This window comes from Serratia sp. J2 (assembly GCF_046269175.1).
Taxonomy (GTDB): domain Bacteria; phylum Pseudomonadota; class Gammaproteobacteria; order Enterobacterales; family Enterobacteriaceae; genus Chania; species Chania fonticola_C.
The window spans coordinates 139069-162201 of record NZ_JBKABN010000006.1; the positions used below are offsets into that span (position 1 = coordinate 139069).

The window sequence follows — 23133 nt, forward strand, 5'->3', positions numbered from 1 at the left end:
GCGCAGAATACGGCGCCCCTATAACACAACGAGCCGGTTGAGGTTTGTACCCGACCCATTTTGCAACGGTGGGTATAAAACCCGAAGGAGTTAACCGTGACGGCGTTATTAGAATTAAAACAGATCAAGAAGTCCTTTCCGGGCGTGAAGGCGTTGGACGGTATTGACCTCACCATTCAACACGGCCAAATACACGCCTTGCTAGGGGAAAACGGAGCCGGTAAATCGACGTTGGTGAAAATCCTGTGTGGTATTCACCAACCGGACTCTGGCGAAATAATCATGGAGGGTACCAGCCGCCAGTTTGATAATTATCGGCAGGCCATTAACGCCGGAGTGGGGATCATATTTCAGGAATTCTCGCTTATTCCTTATATGAACGCCCTGGACAATATTTTCCTCAACCGGGAAATCAGGAACCGCTGGGGATTATTGGATCGTAAAGCCATGCGCAAAAAAGCCGAGGCTATTTTCAAACGGCTGACGGTGAATATCGATCTGGATTGCCCGGTGGCGCAGTTGAGCGTGGCGCAGCAACAGTTTGTCGAGATTGCCAAGGCGCTGTCACTGGACGCCCGCGTGCTGGTGCTGGATGAGCCTACCGCCACCCTGACGCCGGGTGAAGCCGATCACCTATTCAGCGTCATGAACGATCTTAAACTGCTGGGCGTCGGCATGATTTTCATCTCGCACCACCTGGATGAAATCTTCACCATCTGCGATCAGATCACCGTCTTGCGCGACGGTACCTATGTGCAAACGCTGCCCACGGCCGATACCAACGTGGATGAACTCGTGAAGCTGATGGTCGGACGCAAAATCGAAAATGCCTTCCCGGTGAAGTCGCACCCTGTCGATACTTCAGTTCGCCTGCTGGAAGCCAGCATTCAGCGCACCAAGCATCAGCAGGAAGATCGCTTCCACCTGTTCAAAGGCGAGATCCTGGGATTTGCCGGATTAGTGGGCTCGGGCCGTACCGAGACGGTCTCCGCGCTGATCGGTGCCAGCGCCTGCTATCGCAAGCAGGTCAGCCTTAGTGGGCAACCAACCACGCTGCGTAACCCGGCTTTGGCATTGAAGCAAGGCATTGGCCTGCTGCCGGAAAGCCGTAAAACCGAGGGGCTGGTGCTGCCCTTTTCCGTGGCGCAGAACATCACTCTCAACCGCCATGAGCGGTTCGGCAAGATATTCGTTAACGCCCGCAAGGACGACGATATCGTTCAGCGGCTGATCCGTGCGGTAGGCGTGAAAACCCCGGATGCGGATACCGCCGTCAGCACCCTGAGCGGCGGCAACCAGCAAAAAGTGGTCATTGCCCGCTGGCTGAACAATGACTGCAACATCCTTATTTTTGATGAGCCTACCCGTGGCATTGACGTCGGCGCCAAATCCGAAATCTATCAACTGATGCAACAGCTCACGCAGAAAGGCATTTCTATCATCATGATTTCATCCGAATTACCGGAAATTATCGGCGTCTGCGATCGCGTGCTGGTGTTCCGTGGCGGCCACATTGTTGCCGAATTGGCAGGGGATGAAATCGAATCTCATAACATCATGCTTCATGCAACCGGGAGTGCATTATGATCGGAATTGAACAATCCCCACCTACCCACGCGTCCCAGAAGCAGAGCCTCGGCAAGCGCTGGGAGAAGTTGCTGCACCACCCCGCGATGCTGCCTTTTATCGGCTTCGCCATTCTGTTCCTGCTGATGAGCGGGCTTAATGACAGCTTCCTGACGGTCAACAACCTGACCAACGTGGCACGCCAGGTGTCGATCAACGCCATTATTGCCGTGGGCATGACTTGCGCAATCCTGACCGGGGGCATCGATCTCTCGGTCGGGCCAGTGATGGCACTGTCTGGCTCAATTGCCGCTGGCTTAATGTTGGGAGGGATCCCTATTCCTCTGGCAATGGTTGCCGCGTTGGTGATTGGCGCCCTGTTTGGTCTGGCCAACGGTGCCTGCATTGCCTATCTGCGCATGCCACCGATTATCGTCACCCTCGCCTCAATGGGTATCGCCCGTGGTTTGGCGTTGCTGTACACCGGCGGCTATCCGATTTCTGGCTTACCAGACATGTTCTCCTTCTTCGGCCGCGGTTCCGTATTGGGTATTCAAGTACCGGTGCTGATCATGGTCGGCGTTTATATTCTGGCCTACCTGATGCTTAACCACCTGCCGTTTGGCCGCTATGTCTACGCCATTGGCGGCAACGAAGAGGCCGCGCGCCTGAGCGGTATTCGCGTACCTCGCTACAAAGTCCTGGTGTATGTGGTGAGCGGAACAACCGCCGCACTCGCTGGCTTGGTACTCACTTCACGCCTGATGAGCGGGCAGCCCAACGCCGGTGAAGGTTTTGAACTGGATGCCATCGCCGCCGTAGTGCTTGGTGGGGCCGCCATCTCCGGTGGCAGAGGCGCCATTATCGGCACGCTGGTAGGCGCCATGATGCTTGGCGTATTGAATAACGGCCTCAACCTGATGAGCGTATCGCCTTACATCCAGAACGTGGTCAAGGGTGGCATTATCCTCGCCGCTATCTACCTCAGTTCCAGCCGCCGTAAATAAACTAGGGAGAACCGATATGGGATATTTTCTGGGCATTGATATTGGCGGCACGCTAATCAAGGCGGGGCTATACCGGGCTAACGGTGAGGAAATTGCCGTAGCGGAATGTGATGGGGAAACCGTATCCCCACAGCCTGGCTTCTCTGAACGCGAGATGGAGCCCTTGTGGCGTGACCTTTGCCAGACCATTCGCCAGGTACTCAGCTTCGCGGAGATAACCGGCGATCGGGTGCGTGGTGTAAGCTTCTCATCACACGGCAAAGGGTTATATGCCATTGATAAAAAGGGCCAGCCGGTCCGCAACGGCATCGTTTCTTCAGATACTCGTGCCGGGGCGATGGTGGTTGAGTTACAGCAGCAAGGTATCGAAGCCGTCACCTACCCGCGTAGCCTGCAACCCATCTGGAACAGCCATCCGGCAGTGCTGTTACGTTGGTTGAAACAGCATGAGCCCGCGCAATATGAGGCGATTGATCGGGTGTTGATGGCTCATGACTACCTGCGTTTCCGCCTGACGGGCGAAGCGACGGCGGAGATCACCAACATCTCCGGCTGCAACCTGTTCAACCAGCAAACGGCCGACTACGACCCAGTATTGATGGCGGCATTCGGTATTGAGGAAGTGGCCGATAAAACCGCGCCGCTGCTAGGTTCCGCCGAGCTTGCCGGGCAAGTGACCGCCACTGCCGCTGCCCAATGCGGATTACCGGCAGGAACGGCGGTGTATGGCGGCCTGTTCGATGTGGTTGGTGCGGCCTTGTGCTCGGGAGTGGTCGACGATCGCACCCTGAGCGCAGTGGCGGGTACCTGGTCGATCGCTACCTGCGTAACGGAGAACCTAATCCCCTCCTCCCATCCTTTTGCCTGGGGGCGTTATTGCATGGAGGGCCGCTACTTTGTTCACGAAGGCAGCCCAACCTCAGCGAGCAATCTGGCCTGGTTCTTACGGCAGTTTTGCGACAACGATCATCAGCGCTATGCACAGTTCAATCGTTGGGTACAAGAACGCAGCAAGCAGCCGAGCGACATCACATTCCTGCCCTACCTGTTCGGCTCCAACCTCGGTAGCAACCTGCCAGGCGGGCTGATTGGCCTGAGCGGGCACCATGACATGGCCGATATCGTCCATGCGATCTATCAGGGCATCGTGTTCTCTCATCTGGTTCATCAGGATCGCCTGGTGGCGCTGAATCCACGCGTAGAACGTATTCGCATGACCGGCGGCCCCACGCAGTCCGACGTTTGGATGCAGATGTTTGCCAACGCCGGTAATTTGCCGCTGGAAGTGGTGAATATCCAGCAAAGTGGCTGCCGTGCCGCAGCGATCTGTGCCGCCGTGGGTGCCGGGGAGTACAGCAGCTTTACCGAGGCCGTCCAGGTTATTCAGCCTGAAGTACATACCTATTATCCCGACGCGGCAACTAACCGACGCTTACGCGATCGCTTTGAAGGCTACCTGAATATCGCCCAAGCATTAAATGAGGCCAACCAGCATGCAAACCACTAATAATGTCTCACTTGGGCTGTATGAAAAAGCCTTGCCGGCAGATCTTGATTGGGCACAACGCCTGGGTATCGCCAGCGAGCTGGGTTTCCAGTTTATGGAGATCTCGATTGATGAGCAGCCGGAACGCCAGCTGCGCCTGGACTGGGATCGTCAGCAACGGCTGGCGCTGATCAACGCCCGTTTTGACAGCGGTATCACGGTGCCCAGCATGTGCTTATCCGCCCACCGCCGTTATCCGTTTGGCAGCCATGATGCCGCCATCCGCCAACAGGCTCGCACGTTGATGGAAAAGGCGTTGGATTTCGCCGTCGACGTCGGGATCAGGAATATCCAGCTAGCGGGGTATGACGTCTATTACGAAACTGCCGATCGCCATACACGCCAGCGTTTTATCGAAGGTATGCAGTGGGCGGTAGAGCTGGCGGCCAAGGCTCAGGTGATGCTGTCCGTGGAGATCATGGATACCACCTTTATCAACAGCATCAGCAAATGGCGTGAGTTTGCCAGGCAGATTGAAAGCCCGTGGTTTACCGTCTATCCCGATATCGGCAACCTCAGCGCCTGGGGCAATGACGTCGATTTTGAGCTGGAGCAAGGCATCGACAAGATCACCGCCATCCATTTAAAAGATACCCTGCCGGTGCTGCCGGGCACTACAGGGCAATTCCGCGATGTGCCTTTCGGCAGCGGCTGCGTCGACTTTCCCCATACGTTTGCCGTGTTAAACCGGCTCAACTATCGCGGCCCATTCCTGCTGGAAATGTGGACGCGCAACGATGGCCAGGATATCCAGCATATCACCCAAGCCAAAAGCTGGATCGAGCAGCAGATGAAACAGGGAGGCATCACATGTTAAGCGAGTTGAAGCAGCAGGTGTTGGCGGCCAATCTCAGCCTGCCGGGTTATGGTTTGGTGACCTTTACCTGGGGTAACGTGTCGGCGATCGATCGCCAGCAGGGGCTGGTGGTGATCAAACCTTCGGGGATCGCCTATGAGGTAATGACGGTGGATGACCTGGTGGTGGTGGATTTGGACGGTGTGATCCAAGAAGGGCAGCGTAAACCGTCCTCGGATACCGATACCCATTTGGCTCTGTATCGTGCATTTCCTGCTATCGGCGGCATCGTCCATACCCATAGCCGTAATGCCACCATCTGGGCACAGGCTGGCCAGCCGATCCCGGCTCTGGGCACCACCCATGCCGACTATTTTTATGGTGACATTCCCTGCACCCGCCCCATGCGTGAGGACGAGATTGCTGGCGACTATGAGCGGGAAACCGGCCAGGTGATTATCGAGACGTTCCAACAGGCGAAGCGCGATCCACAACAGGTGCCGGGGGTGTTGGTCTATTCTCACGGGCCTTTCGCCTGGGGAAAAACGGCGGCGGATGCGGTGCATAATGCGGTGGTGATGGAGGAAGTGGCGGCCATGGCGATGGCCACGCGGCAATTGACTCCGACGATCCCGCCAATGCAACCCGCGCTGCTGGATAAACACTTTTTACGCAAGCACGGTAAAAATGCTTACTACGGACAGTAATTGGGTGGGATTAGCCTGATATTTCAACCAATTGCCCCTCACCCTAACCCTCTCCCACAGGGAGAGGGGACCGAACGTGCCACAGATTAATCCAGGATGCCTACTTTGGCTAGGTCAGAACATAGTCCCTATGCCTGACCACCGCTTGGCACCAATTTAGTGCCACAAATTAATCCAGGGTGTCTACTCTGGCTAGACCAGAACATAGCCCTAGCTCGGCACCAATTAGGCCGTAGACAGCCCCTGAGCCTGACTGGCTACCCTTTTTTGGGGTCACAGATTAGCTTCCGTACCCAATAACATCACCGGAGCAACTCCCTCTCCCTGTGGGAGAGGGTTGGGGTGAGGGGCCACATCACTCGACAAGCAACATCCCGGTAAAGAATTCACGCCTTAACGGCTGATCGCTGTGATTATTTTTAATCGCATTAAATAATAACTCCGCCGCGATTTCCCCTAACACCTGCGTATCGTGATAAACCCCGGCAATATGTTGCCCATAATCCCGCGCCTTGGGCGGTTCATCGATCGAGAAGAATTTCACCCGATGGTAAATATCCAACTGATGGCATAAAGAAATAGCACCCAACGTGATAATACCGTTGAGGCCCACGATATAATCCGGTTGGTGCTGTTCATCGGCAAGATATTCTCTCACCCGTGCCGCCTGTGAAATAAAATCATAGTCACCATTGATAATGGTGACTTTACTCCCCTTCTCCTCCAGAGCATCAATAATCCCCTGGGTTCGCGCCAAGGTAATCTCCGAGTCTGCCGGGCCACCCAGGATCAGGATATTACTTTCCGGTTGCTCGGCCAAATATTTCCCGGCCAGTTTGCCAATCTCTTGGTTGTTGAGAAATACGCCGCTAAGCTGTTGATTATAAATATCTCTGTCGATCAGGATCAGCGGTGTGTGGTAGCGTTCGGCCTGATCAAGGTAGGCGGGTTGATAATGCCGATCGTCACGTACCGCAGAGAGCAAGATGCCCCGCGCCTTATAACCGAACAGCGCCTGCACCGCCTGCATTTCAGCCTCTTCGCTACCGTCGGTATCAAACAGCATAATCTGATAGCCCTGCATTCGGGCAATGCGCGAGACGGTTTGGATCAGGTTAGAGTAAAAGGGGTTATACATGCTGCTGGTAACAATGCCGATAATTTGGCTGCTGCTTTTCTTTAATCCCTGAGCGAAAGCATTGGGAACATAATTAAGCTCTTTGGCAATAGCATGAATTTTCTCGAGGGTTTCAGACTTTACCAGTTCGGGTTTATTAAAAGCACGGGAGACAGTGATATTGGTCACGTTGGCTCGGCGGGCAATATCCACAATGGTGGCATTAGAATTCGCTTTTGACACCGTCAATCCTTGCTTTATTCATTAACAGATCCCTTATTGTAGGGAAGCCATCAGCAGTATGCCAGATGAATATCAAAGGTATTGATTTTGTTGTTCGAGGGGGCAAACCCGCGCTCACCATAACCTAAAGAGAGCGCGGGCAGTGTTTGATAAGGTTTACAACTTATCGAGCAGCTTTTTCAGATCCTGGCCATCCTGGGAGCCTTTATTCTTCTCGGCCCACTTGTTCAAGGCGTCTTTGGCACGATCCTGCAGCTTTTTACGCAAGAGTTGATCGACCTGCAGTTGATAATTGAGCTGCTCCCAAGGGCCATAGACGCGCAGTGGGATCGGCGTTTCGCGCAGCTGTGCGATCAGCGCATTGTTGCCCTGCCAACCTCCCGTGACCAGTACGTTCATGGTTAAATCGCACTGTTTGCCAGGCATATTGACCGTACCGCTCCCGGTCAGGCTCATCACCGGAGACTCTGCCTGTAGCTCGCTGAGCGTGATCTGCCCCTTGCTCAAACTGGCCTTGGCGCTCATTTGTTGCACCGTGGTGTAGCGCTGGTTGTTATCCTCACCGCGCACGCTACTGTCATTACGCGCCACGGCTTGCTGGATAAGCTGTTGAATATTCAAACCATGAAGCTGCGCATTCTGCATGGACAGTTCCGCCGTCCCTTGCCAGCGACGCTCAAACGCCGTGGCGTTGAGGCGATCGCCACTCAAGTCGCCCTGCATGTTGAACGTGCCGGTCAGAGCCAATGGCATGTCGAAGGCCTTGAGTACCTCACCCAGCTCTATGTGCCGTAACTGCGGCTGCAGATTGATCAGCGGTTTATCAGCCCGCACATCCATCGAGCCAGGCAGGGAGAAATCACCGCCAGCCAACTTGCCAGACAGCGTAGTCACCGTCATTAATCCCTGTTGGTTGGTTGCCTGCACCGCCAACTGATTAATCGACATCCCACGATAAATGACCTGATCCGCCTTCAGCTTGAGCTGCGCATTAAAGTCACGTAACACCTGTAAATTCTGTTGCGGATCGTCCGCCTGATTGGCGATCACTGGGGATGCGGTCACCGGCTGCGGCAGCTTCTCCTCATCAGGGTTTTTTGTCTGCCAGCCGGAGAGTGTATCCAGATTGAGCTGTGTGGCACCGAGATCCAGGATATAGGCAGGCACTGGCCCCAACTGCGCGCTGACACTCCCCGTCAACTGGCTATCATTGGCACTGAGCATCAGTTGGCTCAAGGCAATCTGCTGCGAAGCCTGCTGATAAACCGCCTGTACGCTCCCTTCCCCCTTGATGGCACCGGCAAGAATATCTGCCCCCTCAAGCTGGTAGCTAAACTGCGTGACCTGCGCGCCTATCTGGCGGGGAAACTGTTGCAGATCGAGATTGGCCGCCAGGTTGAAGCTCAGATCGCGTTGGTCGCGATTCACCCGGCTGGAAAGCTCTATTTGCGCCTGATGCTTTTCATTCTGCTGCAAAGTTAAATTGATATCGCGAACGTTAATCTGCTCGTTGTTGGCCCGTTGCCAGATAAGCAGGCTATCCACCACCCGCAGGTTGTCGATATCAAATTTCCACAAGGATCCCGAGCTATCATCCGCCTGGTTACCACCGGGGGCGATAGGGGCATCGGGTTGGCTTTGCTCTGCGCTATCGGGGGTCAGACGGATGACGGCATTTTTCAGCATCACCTGCTTGACGTAAAGCTGGTGGGAAAGGAGCGGCAGCAGTTTGACATCCAGACGCATATTATCTGCGCTAACCGCAGGAGCCGCTGCCCCAGGCGCCGTCAGCGTCATTCGCCCGGCAAGAATGCTCAATTGCGGCCAGACATGCCAACGAAGGTCGCCTTCCAGCGTCAGATGATAGCCACTGCTCTGCTCAACCTTCTTGATCATATAGCTGCGGAAATCATTCGGATTAACCAACAGCACCAAGGCAGACATTCCCGCCACCAGCACCACCAGCAAAATCACCAAAGTCGTCAGTAGTCTTCTCATGCCATCCTCGTGTCAGCGTAATACCGGTTCGCTGTTAATCCTTGTCAATACGACTGGCCACGGCCCCTTGCTGATCCCTGTATTTCGCGTCCTGGCGGCTATTGTATGGCCGTGCAGCAGGCCCGGAAAGCGGTTCGAAACTCAGCGCACCGATCAACATGCCAGGGCGTAATGCCAACGGCAGCTTACCTGAATTATAGAACTCCAGCACAATACAGCCTTGCCAACCGGGATCGATACGGTGTGCGGTAACGTGCACCATCAATCCCAGGCGGGCTAACGAAGAGCGGCCATCGAGCCAGCCAACCAGATCGTTAGGGATGGTGACCGACTCCAGCGTCACCGCCAGCGCCAGTTCCCCCGGATGGAGGAAGAAGGCTTCGCCTTCCGGCAGCACGATTTCATCGCTCATTACGCGGTCGAGGGCAGCACTCACTTCATCCTTTGGGCCACTGAGATCGATAAAGGCAGCGGTATGGCCACGGAACACGCGGAACTGATTGCCCAGACGGACATCCACTGTGGCCCCGTTAATACGCTCAATGGGAGGACGCGGTGAAATCACCAGTTTTCCGTTATCCAGCCAGGCTTCGATATCGCGGTCGCACAGTCTCATTATTTTCTCCATTCCATCAAGGCGCATAAACTTATACGAAAATTGCCACACAACGGGCTCAAGGTCTATGTCGGGGCTCAAATAGTTCGTTAAAGGCCAGCAAAAACAGGCTGGCCTGTTAATGACTTATTCAAAGAATTGGCTGATTTTTGCCTTCAGGATATCTATCGCGATACGGTTTTTACCTCCGCGCGGTACGATAATATCGGCGTATTGCTTTGAAGGCTCAATAAACTGCAGGAACATTGGGCGGACGGTTTTCTGATACTGCGCCATCACGGAATCCATGGAGCGGCCACGTTCATTCACGTCGCGCTTCATACGACGCATCAGGCAAATATCCAGCGGGGTATCGACAAAGATCGAGAAGTTCATTTCCTGGCGCAGGCGGATATCCGTCAATAACAGGATCCCTTCCAGGATGATGACTTTCTTGGGTTCGAGATGGATCGTCTCTTTCTTACGCGTATGTTCGGTGTAGCTATACAGCGGCAGCTCAATCGCCTGGCCGGATTTCAGCATTTGCAGATGCTGGAACAGCAGATTGTGATCCATGGCGCTGGGGTGGTCATAGTTGGTTTTGACCCGCTCTTCCATGGTCAGGTGCGTCTGGTCTTTGTAGTAACTGTCTTCCGGGATCACACCGATATGTTGATCGCCAACCTGATCGCGGAGTTCGCGGTATAACGTACTGGCAATAAGGCTTTTTCCGGAGGCTGATGCGCCAGCTATACCAATAATGACGCACTGATGCGACTTGTCAGTCATAAAATTAAAGACCTGATTTCAATGTGGGGAAAGGGGTGTAAAACACGCCAATTATAGGGAGTTAGCGCCTCAGGCGCCAGCGTTTAGACGGTAAGACGGGAGATAATCCCCAGATTAACGCTCAGATTTTCTTTGGCCGGGGGATTTAAGATTTTTTACGCTACTGCAAATCGGCGACTCAGGGTACAATTCACGCCATCATCAAGACCGTCTTCGATCCTATTTCTTAGAGTACAACCGCACATGAACTGGCATTTTCTGACTTTTTTTGGTGACAGCATGCTGCTGCTGCCCTGCGCAGCCATCGTCTTTATTATTCTACTCCTGTCCCCTACCAGCAGAAAACCAACCTGGCAATGGATGCTGCTGTTTGGCGGCGTAGGTGCCGTAGTCTGCGTATCGAAGCTGGCGTTTATGGGCTGGGGCATCGGCAGCCGCCACTGGGATTTTACCGGGTTCAGCGGCCACTCGGCTCTGTCTGCGAGTATCTGGCCGGTTTTGCTGTGGTTACTCTGTGGGCGTTTCTCGTCGCCAGTCAGGCGTACTGCGGTGATCGTCGGCTATCTGTTGGCCGCCGTAGTCGGTTATTCACGTTTGGTGATCCACGCCCATTCCACTTCTGAGGTGATCACGGGTCTGGCGCTCGGCTTTATCGTCAGCAGCACCTTCTTGATGCTGCAACGTGGCACGCAACCACCGCGGCTGTCCTACCGCAAAATCGCCGTTACGCTGGCGCTGCCCATTGTCCTGATCAATTCCGGCACTGCGGCACCGACCCAGGGGTTACTGGAAAGGATTGCCGTGACCATTGCGCCGGTAGAAAAACCTTTTGTCCGGGCTGATTTGCACAAAAACCCACAGGTTTCAGCACCTCTGAGCCGTTAATGGCCCCTCACCCTAACCCTCTCCCACAGGGAGAGGGAACAGAACGTGCCACAACGTTAATTCAGCAACTAAACACAATAATGTCGAAAGAATAATCCCTCCTCCACACGACTCCATACAGCTCCCTCTCCTTTTTGGGGAGAGGGTTGGGGTGAGGGGGAGAGCACTAAACTAACAATTTAATGCAGGGCAATCACAGAGCGCGGAAGGAGATCTCGGTAGGAATAGCTTCCCCCTGCCAATACATCTGAGCCGCGACGCGCCCCGCCAGTTGACGGTACATCTCGGCAAACTCGCTGTCCGGGCGGCTGACCACGGTCGGTTGCCCGCGATCCAGATCTTCTCGCAACGAGATATGCAACGGCATCTGCCCCAACAGGCGGCTATGGTATTTCTGCACCAGCTTCTCTGCCCCACCGGTGCCGAAAATTGGCTCGTGATGCCCACAGTTGCTGCACACATGCATGCTCATGTTCTCAACGATGCCCAATACCGGCACATGCACCTTTTCAAACATCACAATGCCTTTGGCAGCATCAAGCAGGGCGATATCCTGGGGCGTTGTCACCACCAGCGCACCGGTCACCGGGATATTCTGCGACAGGGTCAGTTGGATATCCCCGGTGCCTGGCGGCATATCCAGCACCAGATAATCCAGGTCCGGCCACAGCGTATCCTGCAACAGTTGCAGCAGCGCCTTGCTGGCCATCGGCCCACGCCACACCATGGCGTTGTCGTCGGTCACCAGGTAGCCGATAGAGTTGGTCGCTAAACCGTGCGCCATGATCGGAGCCATATGCTGGCCGTCCGGCGAGGTTGGGCGCTCATGTTCAGTGCCCAGCATGTTAGGGATCGACGGGCCATAAATGTCCGCATCCAGGATCCCCACTTTGGCACCCTCAGCGATCAGCGCCAGTGCCAGGTTGACCGCGGTGCTGGATTTCCCCACCCCGCCTTTGCCTGAACTGACGGCAATAATGTTACGCACGCCTTTTACACCGGCCTGGTCGTTGGCACGCTTCAAGGTAGTGATATCGTGTTTCAGCTTCCATTCGATAGCCTGAACGCCGGTCACGCGCAGCAGTTCGGCGCTTACCGATTCTTTCAGCGCCTCAAACCCGCTTTGCCAGGCAAACGGCATAACCAATTCGATATGCAGGACATTGTCCAGCAGCGTGCAGTGGTGAATGGCTTTCAGTGCGGTAAGGTTGTTTTTTAACGTCGGGTGTTCGAAGGCGGCCAATACTCCGGTCACCAGGGCGCGCAGAACTTCAGGGTTGGTCTGCTCAGGGGATTTGGCGTTCATCCCGGCTCCTTGATTTTGTAATGGGTAGCAACCCGATAAGCATATCAGAACTGCAGGGTAACTCGCTCGTATAACCCGAAAGAAACCGCCCTAGCAGCAGAGAGCGCGATCGGGTAACATCAAAGACCCTTTTCACTCATTAAAGAAAGCAACTTTTCATTATGGCTCAAGTCGCGAAAAAATTATTGGTGACGTGCGCGCTACCGTACGCAAATGGTTCCATCCATCTCGGCCACATGCTCGAGCACATCCAGGCAGATATCTGGGTTCGTTACCAACGAATGCGCGGCAACGAAGTTCATTTCATCTGTGCGGATGACGCGCACGGTACGCCAATCATGCTCAAAGCGCAGCAGATGGGTATCCCGCCAGAAGAGATGATCGCGGAAATGAGCCGCGAGCACCAACAGGATTTCGCCGGTTTTGGCATCAGCTATGAGAATTATCATTCGACCCATAGCGAAGAAAACCGCGAACTGTCAGGTGTGATCTATGGCCGCTTGAAAGAGAACGGCCATATCAAGCGACGCACCATTTCTCAGCTTTACGATCCCGAGAAAGGCATGTTCCTGCCGGATCGTTTTGTGAAGGGCACCTGCCCGAAATGTAAATCTCCGGATCAATATGGCGATAACTGCGAAGTTTGTGGCGCAACCTACAGCCCAACCGAGCTGATCGACCCTAAATCCGTGGTTTCCGGTGCTACCCCGGAAATGCGTGATTCTGAGCACTATTTCTTCGACCTGCCCGCTTTCAGCGACATGTTGCAGGCCTGGACTCGCTCCGGCGCACTGCAAGAGCAGGTGGCAAACAAGATGCAGGAATGGTTCGAGTCCGGCCTGCAACAGTGGGATATCTCCCGCGATGCGCCGTATTTCGGCTTCGAAATTCCGGATGCCCCAGGCAAGTATTTCTACGTCTGGCTGGATGCGCCAATCGGTTACATGGGCTCGTTCAAGAACCTGTGCGACAAACGCGGCGATCTGGATTTCGACGAGTTCTGGCGTAAAGACTCCACTACCGAGCTGTATCACTTCATCGGTAAAGATATTGTCTACTTCCACAGCCTGTTCTGGCCGGCGATGTTGGAAGGCAGCGATTTCCGCAAGCCTACCAGCCTGTTTGTGCACGGCTATGTGACGGTGAACGGCGCCAAGATGTCCAAGTCGCGCGGCACCTTCATTAAAGCAGGCACCTACCTCAAGCACCTGGATGCCGATTGCCTGCGTTATTACTACGCCGCCAAGCTCTCTTCACGCATCGACGATATCGACCTGAATCTGGAAGACTTCGTGCAGCGCGTGAATGCGGATATCGTGAACAAAGTGGTCAACCTGGCTTCCCGTAACGCTGGCTTTATCAACAAGCGTTTTGCCGGGCAGTTAGCCGACCACCTGGCCGACCCTGCGCTGTACCAGACCTTTGTTGATGCTGCCACCAGCATTGCGCAGGCCTATGCCAGCCGTGAAACCAGCCGGGCGATCCGCGAAATCATGGCGCTGGCCGATCTGGCCAACCGCTATGTCGATGAGCAGGCTCCTTGGGTAGTAGCGAAAGAAGAAGGCCGCGACGCCGATCTGCAAGCTATCTGTTCGATGGGCATCAACCTGTTCCGCGTGCTGATGACCTACCTGAAGCCGGTACTGCCTGCGTTGACCGAACGTGCCGAAGCGTTCCTCAACTGCGAACTGAGCTGGGATGGCATTGAGCAGCCGCTGCTGGGCCATCAGGTGAGCACCTTCAAAGCGTTGTTCAACCGTATCGATCTCGACAAAGTGAATGAAATGGTAAATGCATCAAAAGAAGATCTGGCCGCCAGCCAGAAAGTTGTCAGCGGCCCGCTGGCAGACGATCCGATTCAGGACACCATCAGCTTTGACGATTTCGCCAAGGTCGATATGCGTATCGCGCTGATCAAGAGCGCCGAGTTTGTTGAAGGTTCCGACAAGCTGCTGAAGCTGCAATTGGATCTGGGCGGTGAATCACGCCAGATCTTCTCCGGTATCCGCTCTGCCTACCCTGATCCTTCACTGCTGGAAGGGCGTTTGACGATTATGGTGGCCAACCTGGCGCCGCGTAAAATGCGCTTTGGCGTTTCCGAAGGGATGGTGATGGCGGCTGGCCCTGGCGGCAAGGAGATCTTCCTGCTCAGCCCGGACAGCGGCGCACAGCCTGGTATGCAGGTTAAATAAACTTTTGTAATATCAAGCAAAGTCCCCTCACCCTAACCCTCTCCCACAGGGAGAGGGGACTGATCGAGTTCGCTGGTTTCTCTGGGTCATACCCAACCTTTCTTCTTATTCATTTCTTTCTTCATTTCTTTCCGATCTAGTAATGCCTAGCTTCTATTTACTCCTTACTTTCCGAAGCAGCACGGGCTAACTATATGCTCCGGACAGCTCCCTCTCCCTGTGGGAGAGGGTTGGGGTGAGGGGCAATCTCAACGGCTAGAATAAGGGGATATCTTGCGCTGTAAATTCCATAAAATCACCTGCCTCACCCCCTCCCAATTGCGCAATACTTCATCGTTCCAAAAACGAATCACGGTAAATCCCTGGCGTTTTAGAAAGCTTGTGCGCTGCTGGTCATAAGCCGCCTGCACCGAATGCTGACCACCATCCAGCTCAACAATCAGCTTCGCCTGCCAGCACGCAAAATCGGCAAAGAAAGGCCCAATCGGAAATTGCCGTCGAAACTTAAACCCCGCCAAGCGGCGATCGCGCAGCTGTAACCACAAAAATTTTTCGGCATCCGTCATGCAAGCCCGCAATCGACGGGCTTTGGTTAAGGTTGTTGTTTTTGTCATAGCGACCTCCGCAACAACGCTACCCTTGCAAAAGAGGGTCAGCCATAGCCTCCTGCCAAAACTGCGTACCTCATCCAAACCAATCGTTATAACACCTGAGAAAAATTCATAAGCCGGTGGATTCCCAATTGCCGGGCATCTGGTTATGATGCTGCATCGCACAGAATAGACATCCAGACATAAAGACAGCCATACATCCAATTTTACCAGGAACTCTTCACCTGCTTCGGAGCCAATAATGAAAATGATAAAGACCTCACTGCTCGCCCTCAGCCTGCTGACCTGCCTGCCCCTGCTGGCCGCAGAAGCCACGCTTGCCCCCGTTCCTGACGCTATTGCCCAGCATCAAGGGCAGATCCGCGTCGCGGTGATCCGTAACCTGGGTTCCGATGACAACACCACCCAGTTTTTGGCCGGAGCAATCCAGGAGGGGCGCAAGCTCGGTTTCAAGGTCGATACCTTCCTGAGCAACGGTGATGACGCGCGTTTTCAGGACTTCGTTAACCAGGCCATCAGCCAGAAGTATGACGGCATCATTCTTTCTCAAGGTCGCGCGCCCTATTCCACCGATCTGGTCAAGCGCATCGCTGCGGCAGGTATCGCGGTATCGGCCTTTGATACCGACGTTAGCGGCGAGATCCCCGGCGTCACCGTTTCCCAACAGGATGATGTCTCGCTGGCCAATGAATCCTTCGGCCAGCTGATTAAAGACTTCGATGGCAAGGCCAACATTATCAAGCTGTGGGTTGCAGGCTTCCCGCCGATGGAGCGCCGCCAGGCCGCTTACCAGCAGTTACTCAAGCAAAATCCGGGTATTCATGAGTTGGAATCGATCGGGGCGGTATCTTCCGACGTCCAGGGCGATACCGCCAATAAAGTCGGTGCGGTGCTGGCCAAATACCCGAAAGGTAAAATTGATGCCATCTGGGGCACCTGGGATGCCTTCAGCCAGGGAGCCTATAAGGCGCTGCAAGAAAATGGCCGCACCGAGATCAAACTCTACAGCATCGATATCTCCAACCAGGATCTGCAACTGATGCGCGAAGCCGGTAGCCCGTGGAAGGTCAGCGTTGCGGTAGATACCAAGCTGATCGGGGCCGTCAACCTACGCCTGATTGCCAACAAGCTGGCGGGTGAGCCAACGCCTGCCACCTATCAGTTTAAAGCCGCCGCCATCCCGCAGGCCTTGCTGGTCAGCCAGACTGGCCCAATCAACGTAGCTTCACTGAGTAAAATTATTCCAGGCTGGGGCAGCAGCGAAGATTTCATCCAACCCTGGTTTGCTACCCTGCAGGCTAAATCCGGTAAATAATGCTGTTTTACCGAGGGGCTACAGACGTAGCCTCTTTTTTTTAAACAATTTTTCCGTTCCCCCCTTCTCTGCATCACAAAATAAGCTACTGTAGTTGCACTGGCGTAATAACTGTATGCATCAACAGGTTTGGTTATGAAGGGATTCCCCCCACTGATTAAGATATTGCTGGCAAGTTCGCTGGTGCTGACCATAGGCCGTGGCGTCACGCTGCCCTTTATCACCATTTACCTGACCGAGCACTTCCACCTGCTGCCGAAAAGCGTGGGCATTATCTTGGGCGTCAGCCTGACTATCGGTATCATCAGCAGCTTTTATGGCGGCTATCTGGTCGATCGCTTTAATAAAAATCCGTTGATACTGCTCGCCATCCTGCTATTTTCGCTGAGCTTTTTTGCTATCCCATGGGTCACGCACCCCGCTGGCGTTATCTTGGTGCTAGCCATCTTACATACCGCCTATGCGGTGCTCAGCATCGCCATCAAGGCCTGCTTTGCCAGTTGGCTGCCGGTAAACCAACGTATCAAGGCCTTCTCGATCAACTATACGCTGGTGAACGTTGGTTGGGCCGTCGGCTCATCATTGGGAGTGATGGTAGCCGGGTACAGCCCACTGCTGCCATTCTACCTGTCCGGCGGGTTGGCATTACTGACGGTGATCACCCTGAGCTTCCGCCTGCGCAACTATCCATCGCCACCGATAGAAGACACCGGCAACACTCCACCGTCGGTTCTCAACTTCCGCCAGACGTTGAATGTGCTACGCGGCGATCGGCGGCTGATTTATTTCACCCTTGGCAGCACGTTAGGCGCGGTGGTGTTTGGCCAATTTACCGGCTATCTGTCGCAGTATCTGATCATCGTTAGCGATGCCGAATTTGCATACAAAGTGATTGGCGTGGTGATGATCGTCAACGCCTGCATCGTAATCGCCCTGCAGTATCTGCTGAGCCGCGGTATGCGCCAGGACAACATGCTGCGCTGGCTGATGCTGGGCACGCTGTTCTTCGTCCTGGGGCTGATCGGCTTTATGCTGGCGGGCCTTTCGATATGGCTATGGGTGCTGGCCATGGCGATTTTTACCCTGGGGGAAATCATCGTCATTCCGGTCGAATATATGTTTATCGATTTTATCGCCCCGCCGCACCTGAAAGGCAGCTATTACGGCGTGCAGAGCCTGAGTAATCTGGGGGGAGCCATCAACCCGGTGATGTGCGGCTTCCTGCTGAGCTATGCGCCACCGCCGGTAATGTTCCTGGTGTTGATCGCCGCTGCGTTGTTCAGCCTGCTGTTCTTCTTCCTCGGCCATCGGTTGGCGGAACAGCAAAAGCCGCTTGCCAGCCTGAGCAGCGCGGAATAGCCTGGCCCGCTACACTTAAGACGGGCCACAATCTTGCCAAAATGGCATGATAGGCATAGCGAGAATTCATGATGCGTTTTGTGGCGTAGCTCACAGTTTAATTGTATGATGAATGCGTCAACATCAACGAGAATGCACTATGGACAACCTATTTAACCTGTGTTGGAAATATGTCAGGGCGATCGTGCTGATCTACCTCAGCCTGTTCGCCGGTAACGCCATTTCGGCGCTGCTGCCGATCGCCATACCCGGCAGCATTATCGGAATGTTGATCCTGTTTGCCCTGCTCTCCTCACAAATTCTCCCGGCCAAATGGGTCAAGCCCGGCTGCCATCTGTTTATCCGCTATATGGTGCTGCTGTTCGTGCCAATCGGCGTCGGTATCATGAAGTATTACGACCAGATAGTTGACGATCTGGCTCCGCTGATCGTGTCTTGCCTGATCAGTACGCTGCTGGTGTTTGTGGTGGTTGGCTATACTTCACATTACTTCCACCGCGAGCGTCCCATCCTCGGTAAAGCAAAAGATGCGGGGGATGAGCAATGATGCAAAATATCTGGTGGTCCTTGCCGCTGACCCTGGTGGTGTTTTACGCGGCACGCAAGCTGGCGCAAAAGCTCCATATGCCGTTGCTGAACCCATTATTGGTCTCGATGGCGGTGATTATCCCGCTGCTGTTGCTGACCGGCATTCCTTATGAACGCTATTTTCAAGGCAGCAAAATCCTCAACGATCTGCTGCAACCGGCGGTGGTCGCCCTTGCCTTTCCGCTATACGAGCAGATCCATCAGATCCGCGCGCGTTGGAAATCCATCATCACCGTCTGCTTTATTGGCAGCATGACCGCGATGATCAGCGGCGGTGCCATTGCCCTGCTGATGGGGGCCAAGCCCGAAATTGCCGCCTCGATCTTGCCAAAATCGGTGACGACCCCGATAGCCATGGCGGTAGCCGAGTCGATTGGCGGCATCCCGGCCATCAGCGCGGTGTGCGTGATTTTTGTCGGTATTCTGGGGGCGGTTTTTGGCCATTCGCTGCTTAGCCTGTTGCGGATCAACACCAATTCATCGCGCGGTTTGGCGATGGGGACCGCCTCGCATGCGTTGGGTACCGCACGCTGCGTAGAAATGGATTACCAACAGGGCGCCTTCAGTTCGCTGGCTCTGGTTATCTGCGGGATTATTACCTCGCTGACTGCGCCGTTCGTGTTCCCGATACTGCTGCGGCTGTTTGGTTAACGACTAAAAACCCGCGATACATCTCGCATTTATAAGTTTCATTGCATCTGTTTCATTAAAAAATAGATATTAGTCACACTTTATTGTGGGCCGGTTGCCTAGAATGTTAACCCGTTAACTTGTAGAGAGACTTCTTATGCACTCGCGCTTTCAAACTGCCTACGGCGAATTGCCAACGGCCCTGCAATCCGCCCTGCTGCCTTATTTAGATGCGCCTGATTTCGCAGCCATGTTCAAGGCCGAGCAGATTGCGGCGATCAAGCAACAGTGCGGGTTGGATGACGATGCTCTGGCCTTTGCTCTGCTGCCATTGGCGGCGGCCTGCTCGTTAACGCCGATTTCGCATTTTCACGTTGGGGCTGTCGCTCGTGGCGTCAGTGGCAACTGGTATTTTGGTGGCAACATGGAATTCCGTGGTGCACCTATGCAACAAACCGTGCACGCGGAACAGTGTGCTGTCACTCATGCCTGGTTGCGTGGCGAAGCCAAACTGGTTGCGGTCACTGTCAACTACTCACCCTGTGGCCACTGCCGCCAGTTTATGAATGAGCTTAACAGCGGCACCGAGTTGGAGATCCACTTGCCTGCACGGGCGACCGCCACGCTGGGTGATTACCTGCCTTACTCCTTCGGCCCGAAAGATCTGCAAATCAGCGAGTTGCTGATGGATCCGGTCGATCACGGTTTCCAACTGACGCTGGATGATGAACTGGCGAAAGCTGCCCTGGATGCCGCCAACCGCAGCCATGCCCCTTACAGCACCGCCCATAGCGGCGTAGCGCTGGAAGCAGAAGACGGCAAGGTTTACGCTGGCCGCTATGCAGAAAACGCCGCATTCAACCCTAGCCTGCCGCCATTGCAGGCCGCACTGATCCTGATGAATGTCTCCGGTGGCGATTGCCAGAAAATCCACCGTGCCGTATTGGCAGAAGCAGAAGGCGCAATTCTGACCCAGTGGGATGCTACAACGGCCACCCTGGCGGCCTTGGGTTGCCAAGACGTCCAACGCATCACCTTCTGATCCCTCAGGCGGAGCCATCGTGCTCCGCCGCAATCCGGCTAAAAAACCAGCAATAAACGACAATTCCTCATTAATTACTAACAAATGCTGTACATATTTTGCCGATATCTTAGGATCGGCAGTAATAAGCTTACCCTAGGCAAAGAGTAAAACTGATGGAACTGGAATACGAAAGCAAACGCCCTCTCTACATCCCCTACGCTGGCCCCATTCTGTTGGAGTTCCCGTTGCTGAATAAAGGCAGCGCCTTTTCCGAAGAAGAACGCAGTAACTTCAACCTGCACGGCTTGCTGCCGGAAGCGATAGAAACCATCGAAGAACAGGTGGAACGCGCTTACCGTCAGTATCAGGATTTCAAGAACGATAACGACAAGCACATCTACCTGCGTAATATCCAGGACACCAACGAAACGCTGTTCTATCGCCTGCTGGATTCGCACCTGAGCGAGATGATGCCCATCATCTATACGCCAACCGTGGGTGAAGCCTGTGAGCATTTCTCCGATATCTATCGCCGCGCACGTGGGCTGTTTATCTCCTACCCGAACCGCGATCGCATCGACGATATGTTGCAAAACGCCACCAAGCAGAACGTTAAGGTGATTGTGGTCACCGACGGTGAACGCATCCTTGGCCTGGGCGACCAGGGCATCGGGGGCATGGGTATTCCGATCGGTAAACTCTCCCTGTACACCGCCTGTGGCGGCATAAGCCCGGCCTATACCTTGCCGGTGGTGCTGGACGTGGGCACCAACAACCCGCAACGCCTGAACGATCCGCTCTATATGGGGTGGCGTCATCCGCGTATATCTGGTGATGAATATCACGCCTTTGTGGAAGAGTTCATCCAGGCGGTAAAACGCCGTTGGCCGAACGTGCTGTTGCAGTTTGAAGATTTCGCCCAGAACAACGCCACACCGCTGCTTAATCGCTATCGTGACGAACTGTGCTGCTTTAACGACGATATCCAAGGCACCGCCGCCGTGACGCTGGGCAGCCTGATTGCCGCCAGCCGTGCCGCTGGCAGCCAACTGCGCGATCAAACCGTCGCCTTCCTGGGGGCGGGATCCGCAGGCTGTGGGATTGCCGAGCAGATCATCGCCCAGATGAAGTCCGAAGGGCTGAGCGAAGAAGAAGCCCGCTCTCGCGTGTTTATGGTTGACCGTTTTGGCCTGCTGACGGATAAGTTGCCGAATCTGCTCGATTTCCAGAGCAAGCTGGTGCAGAAAAGTGCCAATCTGGAGCAATGGCAGGTGGAGAGTGATGCGATCTCCCTGCTGGAAGTGGTGCGCAACGCCAAGCCGACCGTGCTGATCGGCGTCTCTGGCCAGCCGGGGCTGTTTACCGAAGAGCTGATCCGTGAGATGCATAAGCATTGCGAGCGCCCGATCGTGATGCCGCTGTCCAACCCAACCTCTCGCGTGGAAGCCCGTCCAGAAGATATCATCAACTGGACCGACGGTGCCGCACTGGTCGCCACCGGCAGCCCGTTCTCACCGGTAACCTATAAAGACCAGTTGTTCCCTATTGCCCAGTGCAACAACTCCTATATCTTCCCGGGGATTGGCCTTGGCGTACTGGCTGCTGGGGCAAAACGGGTCACCGATGCCATGCTGATGGCCGCCAGCCGTGCCCTGGCCGACTGCTCTCCGCTGGCTACCGATGGCCACGGCGCACTGCTGCCGAATATCGATGATATTCAGGGCGTATCCAAATGCATCGCGATGGAAGTGGGCAAAGCCGCTCAGTTGCAGGGTGTAGCAGTGGTGACGTCGGAAGAAGCGTTGTCTAAAGCCATTGAACATAACTTCTGGCGCCCGCAGTATCGTATCTACAAGCGTACATCGTTCTAAGTTCCTCACCGGGCCTGTTAGTCAGGCCCGGTTATCACGCCAAGACCAGATTTTGCTGAAAAATGCAGCGTAATAACTGCGCTAACCGGCACGCCGCTTGCGTCTGCCGAGCAGGTAAAGTAGCCTTGAGTCTTACTTTAGCCCTCGTTCGCGCAAGGCATCAACATGTGGAAACGCCTGATAATTAGCCTGTTCATCATCATTTCGGTGCTGATGCTGTCGGCTATCGCGCTCGATCGCTGGATAAGTTGGAAAACCGCGCCTTACATTTACGAAGAAATGCAAACGCTACCACACCGTCAGGTGGGGGTGGTGCTTGGCACCTCCAAATATTACCGTACCGGCGTGCTTAACCAATATTACCGCTACCGTATTCAAGGGGCGATCAACGCCTATAACAGCGGTAAGGTGAAGTACCTGCTGCTGAGCGGCGATAATGCCCAGCAAAGCTACAACGAACCGATGACCATGCGCCGCGATTTGCTGGCCGCTGGCGTTGCGCCTAGCGATATCGTGCTCGACTATGCCGGTTTCCGTACCCTCGACTCCATCGTCCGTACGCGCAAGGTGTTCGATACCAACGACTTTATCATCATCACCCAGCGTTTCCACTGCGAGCGCGCCCTGTTTATCGCCCTGCATATGGGCATCCAGGCGCAATGCTATGCGGTACCTTCGCCAAAAAACATGATGACGGTACGCGTGCGCGAGATCTTTGCCCGCCTGGGAGCCTTGACCGATCTGTATATCCTCAAGCGTGAGCCCCGCTTCCTTGGCCCATTAATCCCGATATCTGCGATGCACAAGGTGCCGGAAGATGCACCGGGTTACCCGGCGGTGTCTCCGGAGCAGTTGGTGGAGCTGGAGCACAAGCTGGCGGCAGAAAAGCTTAAGGCACAGGTGAAGGCAAAGACCCCTTAGGTTTGCTCTAATACTTCCCCACACCGTTGCCGACTGTTTGTACAAAATTTGTGACGTCAGAATTGTT

At 54.6% G+C, this 23133-nt stretch carries 20 protein-coding genes; 14 read left to right on the forward strand and 6 right to left on the reverse strand.

The annotated features are described in order from the left end of the window. Positions 1-96 precede the first annotated feature (96 nt). From ACKWMY_RS08730 to araD, 5 genes are read left to right on the forward strand one after another with little or no spacing between them, the layout of a single operon-like run. The gene (locus tag ACKWMY_RS08730; protein WP_308871513.1) at positions 97-1587 is read left to right on the forward strand and encodes a sugar ABC transporter ATP-binding protein; all 1491 of its coding nucleotides are present in this window, start codon (positions 97-99) and stop codon (positions 1585-1587) included. Next, positions 1584-2573 carry an ABC transporter permease gene (locus tag ACKWMY_RS08735; RefSeq protein ID WP_261161389.1) on the forward strand — a complete coding sequence of 330 codons (990 nt, stop codon included), beginning with the start codon at positions 1584-1586 and terminating at the stop codon, positions 2571-2573. The genes ACKWMY_RS08730 and ACKWMY_RS08735 overlap by 4 nt, the downstream gene beginning before the upstream one ends. Before the next feature lie 16 nt (positions 2574-2589). Beyond that, positions 2590-4080 carry an FGGY-family carbohydrate kinase gene (locus ACKWMY_RS08740; protein WP_409486187.1) on the forward strand — a complete coding sequence of 497 codons (1491 nt, stop codon included), beginning with the start codon at positions 2590-2592 and terminating at the stop codon, positions 4078-4080. Further along, positions 4067-4936 (forward strand): L-ribulose-5-phosphate 3-epimerase, encoded by an 870-nt coding sequence (locus ACKWMY_RS08745; protein ID WP_409486188.1) that lies wholly within the window; start codon positions 4067-4069, stop codon positions 4934-4936. Before ACKWMY_RS08740 ends, ACKWMY_RS08745 begins: the two co-directional genes overlap by 14 nt. Further along, positions 4930-5622, forward strand: coding sequence for an L-ribulose-5-phosphate 4-epimerase (gene araD, locus ACKWMY_RS08750; RefSeq protein ID WP_409486189.1), 693 nt, complete (start codon positions 4930-4932; stop codon positions 5620-5622). Before ACKWMY_RS08745 ends, araD begins: the two co-directional genes overlap by 7 nt. A gap of 355 nt (positions 5623-5977) precedes the next feature. On the opposite strand, the gene ACKWMY_RS08755 is transcribed toward araD, so the two are convergent. The 4 genes from ACKWMY_RS08755 to udk form a co-directional block, all read right to left on the reverse strand. Continuing rightward, positions 5978-6982 carry a LacI family DNA-binding transcriptional regulator gene (locus ACKWMY_RS08755; protein ID WP_024528565.1) on the reverse strand — a complete coding sequence of 335 codons (1005 nt, stop codon included), beginning with the start codon at positions 6980-6982 and terminating at the stop codon, positions 5978-5980. A gap of 156 nt (positions 6983-7138) precedes the next feature. Next, entirely contained in the window at positions 7139-8980 is a 1842-nt protein-coding gene (gene asmA, locus ACKWMY_RS08760; protein ID WP_409486190.1) for an outer membrane assembly protein AsmA, read from the reverse strand. A 34-nt stretch (positions 8981-9014) separates the two neighbouring features. Next, positions 9015-9596: a dCTP deaminase gene (dcd, locus tag ACKWMY_RS08765; protein ID WP_024484888.1), complete on the reverse strand. Its 582-nt coding sequence runs from the start codon at positions 9594-9596 to the stop codon at positions 9015-9017. Between the two features lie 126 nt (positions 9597-9722). Beyond that, positions 9723-10364: a uridine kinase gene (udk, locus tag ACKWMY_RS08770; RefSeq protein ID WP_021180590.1), complete on the reverse strand. Its 642-nt coding sequence runs from the start codon at positions 10362-10364 to the stop codon at positions 9723-9725. Between the two features lie 243 nt (positions 10365-10607). On the opposite strand from udk, the gene ACKWMY_RS08775 reads away from it, so the two are divergent. Next, positions 10608-11249 (forward strand): phosphatase PAP2 family protein, encoded by a 642-nt coding sequence (locus tag ACKWMY_RS08775; protein WP_211135879.1) that lies wholly within the window; start codon positions 10608-10610, stop codon positions 11247-11249. A 193-nt stretch (positions 11250-11442) separates the two neighbouring features. Here the strand turns inward: ACKWMY_RS08775 and apbC are convergent, their stop codons facing one another. Continuing rightward, positions 11443-12555 carry an iron-sulfur cluster carrier protein ApbC gene (gene apbC, locus ACKWMY_RS08780; protein WP_021805051.1) on the reverse strand — a complete coding sequence of 371 codons (1113 nt, stop codon included), beginning with the start codon at positions 12553-12555 and terminating at the stop codon, positions 11443-11445. 161 nt (positions 12556-12716) lie between these two features. Here apbC and metG point away from each other — a divergent pair, with 161 nt between their 5' ends. Beyond that, positions 12717-14747 carry a methionine--tRNA ligase gene (metG, locus tag ACKWMY_RS08785; protein ID WP_024528561.1) on the forward strand — a complete coding sequence of 677 codons (2031 nt, stop codon included), beginning with the start codon at positions 12717-12719 and terminating at the stop codon, positions 14745-14747. Between the two features lie 248 nt (positions 14748-14995). On the opposite strand, the gene ACKWMY_RS08790 is transcribed toward metG, so the two are convergent. Next, a complete protein-coding gene (locus ACKWMY_RS08790; protein ID WP_409486191.1) occupies positions 14996-15361 on the reverse strand; it encodes an endonuclease domain-containing protein in 366 nt (121 codons plus the stop codon). A 238-nt stretch (positions 15362-15599) separates the two neighbouring features. Between ACKWMY_RS08790 and ACKWMY_RS08795 the strand changes: the two genes are divergently transcribed. The 7 genes from ACKWMY_RS08795 to sanA all read left to right on the forward strand — a co-directional run bounded on the left by ACKWMY_RS08795 (position 15600) and on the right by sanA (position 23066). Next, positions 15600-16673: a sugar ABC transporter substrate-binding protein gene (locus ACKWMY_RS08795; RefSeq protein ID WP_024528559.1), complete on the forward strand. Its 1074-nt coding sequence runs from the start codon at positions 15600-15602 to the stop codon at positions 16671-16673. 135 nt (positions 16674-16808) lie between these two features. Then, on the forward strand, positions 16809-18032 hold the full coding sequence (locus ACKWMY_RS08800) for an MFS transporter (protein WP_024528558.1): 1224 nt from the start codon (positions 16809-16811) through the stop codon (positions 18030-18032). Between the two features lie 139 nt (positions 18033-18171). Then, a complete protein-coding gene (locus ACKWMY_RS08805; protein ID WP_409486192.1) occupies positions 18172-18579 on the forward strand; it encodes a CidA/LrgA family protein in 408 nt (135 codons plus the stop codon). After that, complete coding sequence (locus tag ACKWMY_RS08810) at positions 18576-19271, forward strand: CidB/LrgB family autolysis modulator (RefSeq protein WP_021180583.1); 696 nt, start codon at positions 18576-18578, stop codon at positions 19269-19271. Before ACKWMY_RS08805 ends, ACKWMY_RS08810 begins: the two co-directional genes overlap by 4 nt. Positions 19272-19407: 136 nt before the next feature. After that, positions 19408-20292 (forward strand): cytidine deaminase, encoded by an 885-nt coding sequence (gene cdd, locus ACKWMY_RS08815; protein ID WP_024528556.1) that lies wholly within the window; start codon positions 19408-19410, stop codon positions 20290-20292. Between the two features lie 155 nt (positions 20293-20447). Next, on the forward strand, positions 20448-22145 hold the full coding sequence (locus ACKWMY_RS08820; RefSeq protein ID WP_409486193.1) for an NAD-dependent malic enzyme: 1698 nt from the start codon (positions 20448-20450) through the stop codon (positions 22143-22145). Positions 22146-22310: 165 nt separating this feature from the next. After that, a complete protein-coding gene (gene sanA / locus ACKWMY_RS08825; protein ID WP_409486194.1) occupies positions 22311-23066 on the forward strand; it encodes an outer membrane permeability protein SanA in 756 nt (251 codons plus the stop codon). The last annotated feature ends 67 nt before the right edge of the window (positions 23067-23133 follow it).

Bases quoted from the DNA above. Each gene is read 5' to 3' on its own strand.
- apbC (WP_021805051.1), bottom strand. From the start codon at position 12,555: ATGAACGCCAAATCCCCTGAGCAGACCAACCCTGAAGTTCTGCGCGCC.
- sanA (WP_409486194.1), top strand. From the start codon at position 22,311: ATGTGGAAACGCCTGATAATTAGCCTGTTCATCATCATTTCGGTGCTG.
- metG (WP_024528561.1), top strand. From the start codon at position 12,717: ATGGCTCAAGTCGCGAAAAAATTATTGGTGACGTGCGCGCTACCGTAC.
- ACKWMY_RS08775 (WP_211135879.1), top strand. From the start codon at position 10,608: ATGAACTGGCATTTTCTGACTTTTTTTGGTGACAGCATGCTGCTGCTG.
- ACKWMY_RS08745 (WP_409486188.1), top strand. From the start codon at position 4,067: ATGCAAACCACTAATAATGTCTCACTTGGGCTGTATGAAAAAGCCTTG.
- ACKWMY_RS08805 (WP_409486192.1), top strand. From the start codon at position 18,172: ATGGACAACCTATTTAACCTGTGTTGGAAATATGTCAGGGCGATCGTG.
- cdd (WP_024528556.1), top strand. From the start codon at position 19,408: ATGCACTCGCGCTTTCAAACTGCCTACGGCGAATTGCCAACGGCCCTG.
- ACKWMY_RS08810 (WP_021180583.1), top strand. From the start codon at position 18,576: ATGATGCAAAATATCTGGTGGTCCTTGCCGCTGACCCTGGTGGTGTTT.
- araD (WP_409486189.1), top strand. From the start codon at position 4,930: ATGTTAAGCGAGTTGAAGCAGCAGGTGTTGGCGGCCAATCTCAGCCTG.
- ACKWMY_RS08740 (WP_409486187.1), top strand. From the start codon at position 2,590: ATGGGATATTTTCTGGGCATTGATATTGGCGGCACGCTAATCAAGGCG.
- ACKWMY_RS08790 (WP_409486191.1), bottom strand. From the start codon at position 15,361: ATGACAAAAACAACAACCTTAACCAAAGCCCGTCGATTGCGGGCTTGC.
- ACKWMY_RS08800 (WP_024528558.1), top strand. From the start codon at position 16,809: ATGAAGGGATTCCCCCCACTGATTAAGATATTGCTGGCAAGTTCGCTG.
- ACKWMY_RS08795 (WP_024528559.1), top strand. From the start codon at position 15,600: ATGAAAATGATAAAGACCTCACTGCTCGCCCTCAGCCTGCTGACCTGC.
- dcd (WP_024484888.1), bottom strand. From the start codon at position 9,596: ATGAGACTGTGCGACCGCGATATCGAAGCCTGGCTGGATAACGGAAAA.
- ACKWMY_RS08820 (WP_409486193.1), top strand. From the start codon at position 20,448: ATGGAACTGGAATACGAAAGCAAACGCCCTCTCTACATCCCCTACGCT.
- ACKWMY_RS08735 (WP_261161389.1), top strand. From the start codon at position 1,584: ATGATCGGAATTGAACAATCCCCACCTACCCACGCGTCCCAGAAGCAG.
- udk (WP_021180590.1), bottom strand. From the start codon at position 10,364: ATGACTGACAAGTCGCATCAGTGCGTCATTATTGGTATAGCTGGCGCA.
- asmA (WP_409486190.1), bottom strand. From the start codon at position 8,980: ATGAGAAGACTACTGACGACTTTGGTGATTTTGCTGGTGGTGCTGGTG.